The following is a 4,689-nucleotide window of genomic DNA, read 5'->3' as shown; positions in this document are numbered from 1 at the left end:
GTCATGAAGGTTTTCTCCCCGTGCTCGCCTGTGCGACAAGCGCCTGGCCCAGTGCTTCGAACTCGGTAACAAGAGGTAGCAAGCCTAGAAGCCGCTCTTGCGCCGCCGCCGCGCGCCGGCAGCGATTTGGGCGATCAGGACAAAGCCCCGGCGCCTCTCCCATGCGATAAGCAGCGAACCTTGCGAAGACAGCATTCGGAGTTCGCCTCTGCCTGCACGATCAGGCCTTGTCTCAGAACGGCCTCAGTCCGCAGATGTCGCGAGCGCGGGCGGTACGACAATTGAATGAAAGGTGAATATGCCTTACGTTCAGTCTTCAGCCTTTGACGGAGTCAAATTCATGGCCATCGTCCTCACAGTAACTTCGAAGGGACAAATCACGTTGCGCAAGGACGTGCTCGCACACTTGGGGGTTCGGCCCGGCGACAAGCTGGAGCTCGACCTGCTGGCGGACAGGCGCATGCAGCTCAGGTCGAAGCGCGGCACGTCCGTCGAGGCCGTCTTCGGCATGCTCGCAAAACCGCAGACGTCGCTCTCCGTCGAGGGGATGAAAGAGATTGCCGCCTCGGGATGGGCGGGCAAGGAGTGAAGATCACTGCGGACACCAACGTGCTCCTGCGGGCTGTCGTTAGGGACGACGCTGGCCAAGCCGCGACGGCTCAGGCTCTGCTTCTGCGGGCGACAGTCATCGCCGTACCCGTACCGGTCTTCTGTGAGTTCGCATGGGTACTGCAGCGCGGGTACGGCTATGGCACCGGCGACATAGCCGCCGCCATCGAGGCGATCGCGGCCATCGACGCCGTGGTCACCGACTCGCCTGCGGTTGACGCGGGATTGGCTGCGTTGCGTGCAGGCGGAGATTTCGCCGACGGAACCATCGCCGCACAGGGCGAGCGCCTTGGCGGGACCGTGTTCGCGAGCTTCGATCGGGGCGCGGTCGCTTGGCTCCAGCGCCATGGAACAAACGCGGCAGATCCTTCCGAGCTGACCGCCTGACGTACCGTTTGCGTCGCTTGACGACCCGTGAGCGGTCACCGCGCTGACACTACACCCTCTGTCATGTTGCGCTGTCCTGGAGGACGCACATTCGCATGATGGTGCATCCGACCTCTTCGGTGGCGGCCATCAACAGCCGGTCGTTGACGAACATCATCACAATCGGACCAAGCTGATCGCCGGACGCCACCCCGCCGGCTGATGCCGGACGCGTGCGCCCACCGTCGCCGCCCCGGCCGGGAGTACCCCCACCGAGCGGAGGCACCGACACGCCTTGATACCTCCAGTCCCAATACGAAACGGCCGGACCTCGTACGGCCGCGGTGAGCGGCACGACACGCCTGCGACGGATCAAACGAAAAACCGCCTCAACCGGCATTGTTCCAACCTTTCCCAACCAGTTCCTGACCCGCAGGGACACTCCTTGTTGGGGTAAGATTGCCAGTATGAACCAGGGACCCTTTCCGAAGCCGCTCCCGGCTGATCCACTACCGCTGGAAACATGGCTGAGACGCGCGGACCGTTCCGAAGCGGGCCGTGAGGCGTTCTTCCGGGGGCGTGATGCGGAATACGGGGTTTACCGCTCTGCCATCACAAGCCTCAGCGAAGGAATGGTTGGTGGCGGCACGATGGTCTTCCAAGGCGCCCCGGGCGCCGGCAAGTCCGCGCTGATGGAGGAATGCATGGAGGCCGTACGGCACCATTCGACACCAAAGGTGCCCTGGGTGGCGGTTTCCGTGAACCCTGGATCCTTGCGGTTCCCTGACAGGGTGGTCAGGGCAATGGTGAATGCGGCCAATGCGGAAAGCGTGCGCCTCCGGAACAGGGCATCCGGTGCGGCTGCCAGGGTGTTGGGTGATTTGCTTGATATGGGCAGGCAGATACTTCAGGAGATACCGGACCGAGGCCTCTCGGTAGGTGGCGTATCTTGGAGCAAGAGAGAAAAAGAGATGTCCGCCGAAGGATTGTTCGAGCATGCCGGGCACATGCTTGGCGGGTTCCATATTGCTGTGTTTGTTGATGAAGCCCAGAACACACCGGTTGAACGCATGACCCGGGATGTTCTCGATTGCCTCCACCGGGACGCCCAGGGCATTCCCCTGGTGGCCGCGTTTTTTGGTTTGAGTGACACCCGGGACGTGCTGCGCCAGTGCGGTCTGTCGAGATTCGCCGATGAACGGGTAGTGAATCTCGAGCCTCTCGCAGATGACGATGCGAGCTGCGCCATCCAAAGTGTCTTCGACGCCTATGACTTCACGGGAATGCCGGAGGATCGGGCAGCGTGGGTGGACAGTCTTGCCGAATTGTCCCAGGGATGGCCGCAGCACATCAACCGGGTGGCCGTGGCTGCGGCCCGGGTGATTCGTGACCACGGCGGGCGCATTGAGAGGCATCTGCTGGAGATGGCCTTGGAGCACGGCAGGGCACGGATGGATGCCTACTATGCCGGCCGGCTTGCTGCCGGGTCCAGCCGGGCCTGGGTCTACAGGGGACTGGCCCTAGCTGCAGAAGAGAACGGCGGCCAGTTGTCCTACGATGGAATCGAGTCACTCACGGAAACCGTGCGCGGGAAAACAGGAGAAACCATTGACAGTTTCCTAACAGACGCACTGCATGCCGGTCTGCTGGCCCCTGCCGGCAATCTTCCTGACCAATACAGAATCCCCATTCCATCCTTCGGGGACTATCTCCGGGCGTTGCCGGTGGAGCCTCCGCTGGCCTGAATCAGAGCAACTGGCGGGCAGTACGGGCCGGAGGAGGCTGTTCCTCTAGTTCGCCGTGCCCTCTCCTGTTCCTTCTTCCATCATTCCATCCGCCGGAGACAGCGTGATTTCATCATGCATCATCGTTTCTTACGAAACTGACTCAGACCTGTCGATTGGGAATTATATACGAGAATACCCGGTCATCCCTGACGCCAGAAAATCCGATCGAATCAGGCAGATGTAGACGTGTCGATAAAGGGTTGCCACTCGATCTTCTTGACGATGACATCCGCATGTAGTGCCTAGCATTGAACATGTTGAGTCCTTACTAAGCTATGAAACACGAGAAACGATTCTAGAGGACGAAGATCATTTGGAGCGCCCGCGCTTTCAACCACGATGAAATCGCTCCGTATTTTGAAATCGGCGTCGCCTGTGGCCGCTGCTCTGCTTCTGCCGCATGCGCCTGCTATGCACTCTTGGCAGTGGGTCTGATCGTCGAATACCAGCCCGTCGCAGCCATCTCTATGTCGAGTGGCACCGGGGAGCCGGATTAGGGCCGAATCTCACAACTGCCCCGTCCTCGCCCGAGCGGCACGGGGAGCGTCGCTCGGGCGATCGTGGAGTCGGGCTATTGCGGGTCGACTGCAGTGAAGGAGCCAATCATCTGGCCTACACCCGCCTCAAATTGTGCCGAAAACGTCCCGCCGACTTCATAGGGAAGGCCGTCCTGGTCGTCTCGGGCGTCGTACATTGCGCCTTGATAGTTGCCTCGCACGTCGGAAGCGACATCACCGATCATCCAGATTGTGCCGGTCGGGTCCGTGTCATCGTTGGTATCGAAGCCGCCATTACTGGCGAGCGCAGTCCGTTCCAGCTCAACCTCCCAGTTCTTGGACCCGGCCGCCGTCATGAATCCATCAATCTTGCCGGATATGTGACCGGGAGCGTCTTCGGCGCCGAAGTCAGCCGTCAGCTCTGCAGCGGCGGTAAAGTGACCGGCCTCAGACCGTTCCGAAAATGCTCCGGAGTAGATCGCGTACTTTCCGAGCGCGCTACCGCTGTAGGTCGCGGTTCCCTGAATTGCGTCAATGCTGGTCGGCTGCGGTGCCGTAGCGAGGCTGTGGAACCACGCGGGACCGGCGTCGATCGTCCCGTCAGCGTTCTTTCTCAACCACCACCCGTACGTTTGAAACGACGCGTCCGCAATTTCTACGCGAGCACCGGAGGCGGGCTTGAAGTGCCAGCCGGCAGAAAGCTGGATGCCGGTTAGAGTCCACGTGGCGGTGCACGCGTCATCCCCACATACATAGGTTCCCGCAGCGCCCATGTAAGTACCGCCGAACGAGCTTCCCGGATCATAGTTGCGGGTACCGGATCTCTGCGGGAACCCAGTCGAAGAGATTGCCGGGTCCCCTGCCGTGGGAGTTCCAAAATTCAATCGGTCGACGTCGTTGCCAACGTAGCGATCGTCATCCTCGAATTCCACGGCGAACGCACGCCGGACCGAAGCCTCTTGCGTTGAACTGACAAATGCCGACCACTGCGTCGTTCCGTCCCTCTCGCTGGACATGCCGTTCTCTGGCTTGCCAAGGGCGGGGATCACGACATTGTGGTCTCTACCTGTGATTCCGCTAACATCAATCGTCTCGCCGTCAGCAAGATTCCCAGTCGCCACGGCGAGCGGAAGCCTTAGCGCGGCAAAGAGCGCCTTTGCGGCGGCTCGATCAGCCTCGGCCTGATCTGCATCCATCTCCGCCTGAAGGTCGTCGGCCCGCTTCTTCTCGTCCTCGGCCCGCTGGTTCGCTTCGTCCAGATCCTCCTGCGTCGGCCCGGACGCCGCGGGCGGCATGTCGCCGTCGCCGGAAGCGGTGCCTCCGTTGTCACTGCTACTGCTGCACGCCGCAAGGGCGAAGGCGGCCACGAGCGCAACCACCAGGTTCTTCCAAAGTGTCATGAGGGTCCTCTCCTCGCGTTCGCCTGTGCG

The 4,689-nt window shown here is 61.4% G+C and carries 4 protein-coding genes; 3 read left to right on the top strand and 1 reads right to left on the bottom strand.

Annotated features, from left to right (window positions below; translation table 11 throughout):
- Nucleotides 1-298: 298 nt before the first annotated feature.
- The 3 genes from OXG98_18915 (at nucleotide 299) to OXG98_18905 (ending at nucleotide 2,720) form a co-directional block, all read left to right on the top strand.
- On the top strand, nucleotides 299-589 hold the full coding sequence (locus OXG98_18915; protein ID MCY3774085.1) for an AbrB/MazE/SpoVT family DNA-binding domain-containing protein: 291 nt from the start codon (nucleotides 299-301) through the stop codon (nucleotides 587-589).
- A complete protein-coding gene (locus OXG98_18910; protein MCY3774084.1) occupies nucleotides 586-996 on the top strand; it encodes a type II toxin-antitoxin system VapC family toxin in 411 nt (136 codons plus the stop codon). Before OXG98_18915 ends, OXG98_18910 begins: the two co-directional genes overlap by 4 nt.
- A 323-nt stretch (nucleotides 997-1,319) precedes the next feature.
- Nucleotides 1,320-2,720, top strand: coding sequence for a hypothetical protein (locus OXG98_18905; protein ID MCY3774083.1), 1,401 nt, complete (start codon nucleotides 1,320-1,322; stop codon nucleotides 2,718-2,720).
- A 613-nt stretch (nucleotides 2,721-3,333) separates the two neighbouring features.
- Here OXG98_18905 and OXG98_18900 read toward each other — a convergent pair.
- Nucleotides 3,334-4,689 (bottom strand): hypothetical protein (locus tag OXG98_18900; protein ID MCY3774082.1); only part of this gene is annotated, 1,356 nt, incomplete at its 5' end.

The sequence above is a fragment of the Gemmatimonadota bacterium genome, assembly GCA_026706345.1.
Taxonomy (GTDB): Bacteria; JAAXHH01; JAAXHH01; order JAAXHH01; family JAAXHH01; genus JAAXHH01.
Note: the sequence above shows the minus strand (reverse complement) of the source record. Positions and strands in the feature narration are given on the sequence as shown.

Bases quoted from the DNA above. Each gene is read 5' to 3' on its own strand.
- OXG98_18915 (MCY3774085.1), top strand. From the start codon at position 299: ATGCCTTACGTTCAGTCTTCAGCCTTTGACGGAGTCAAATTCATGGCC.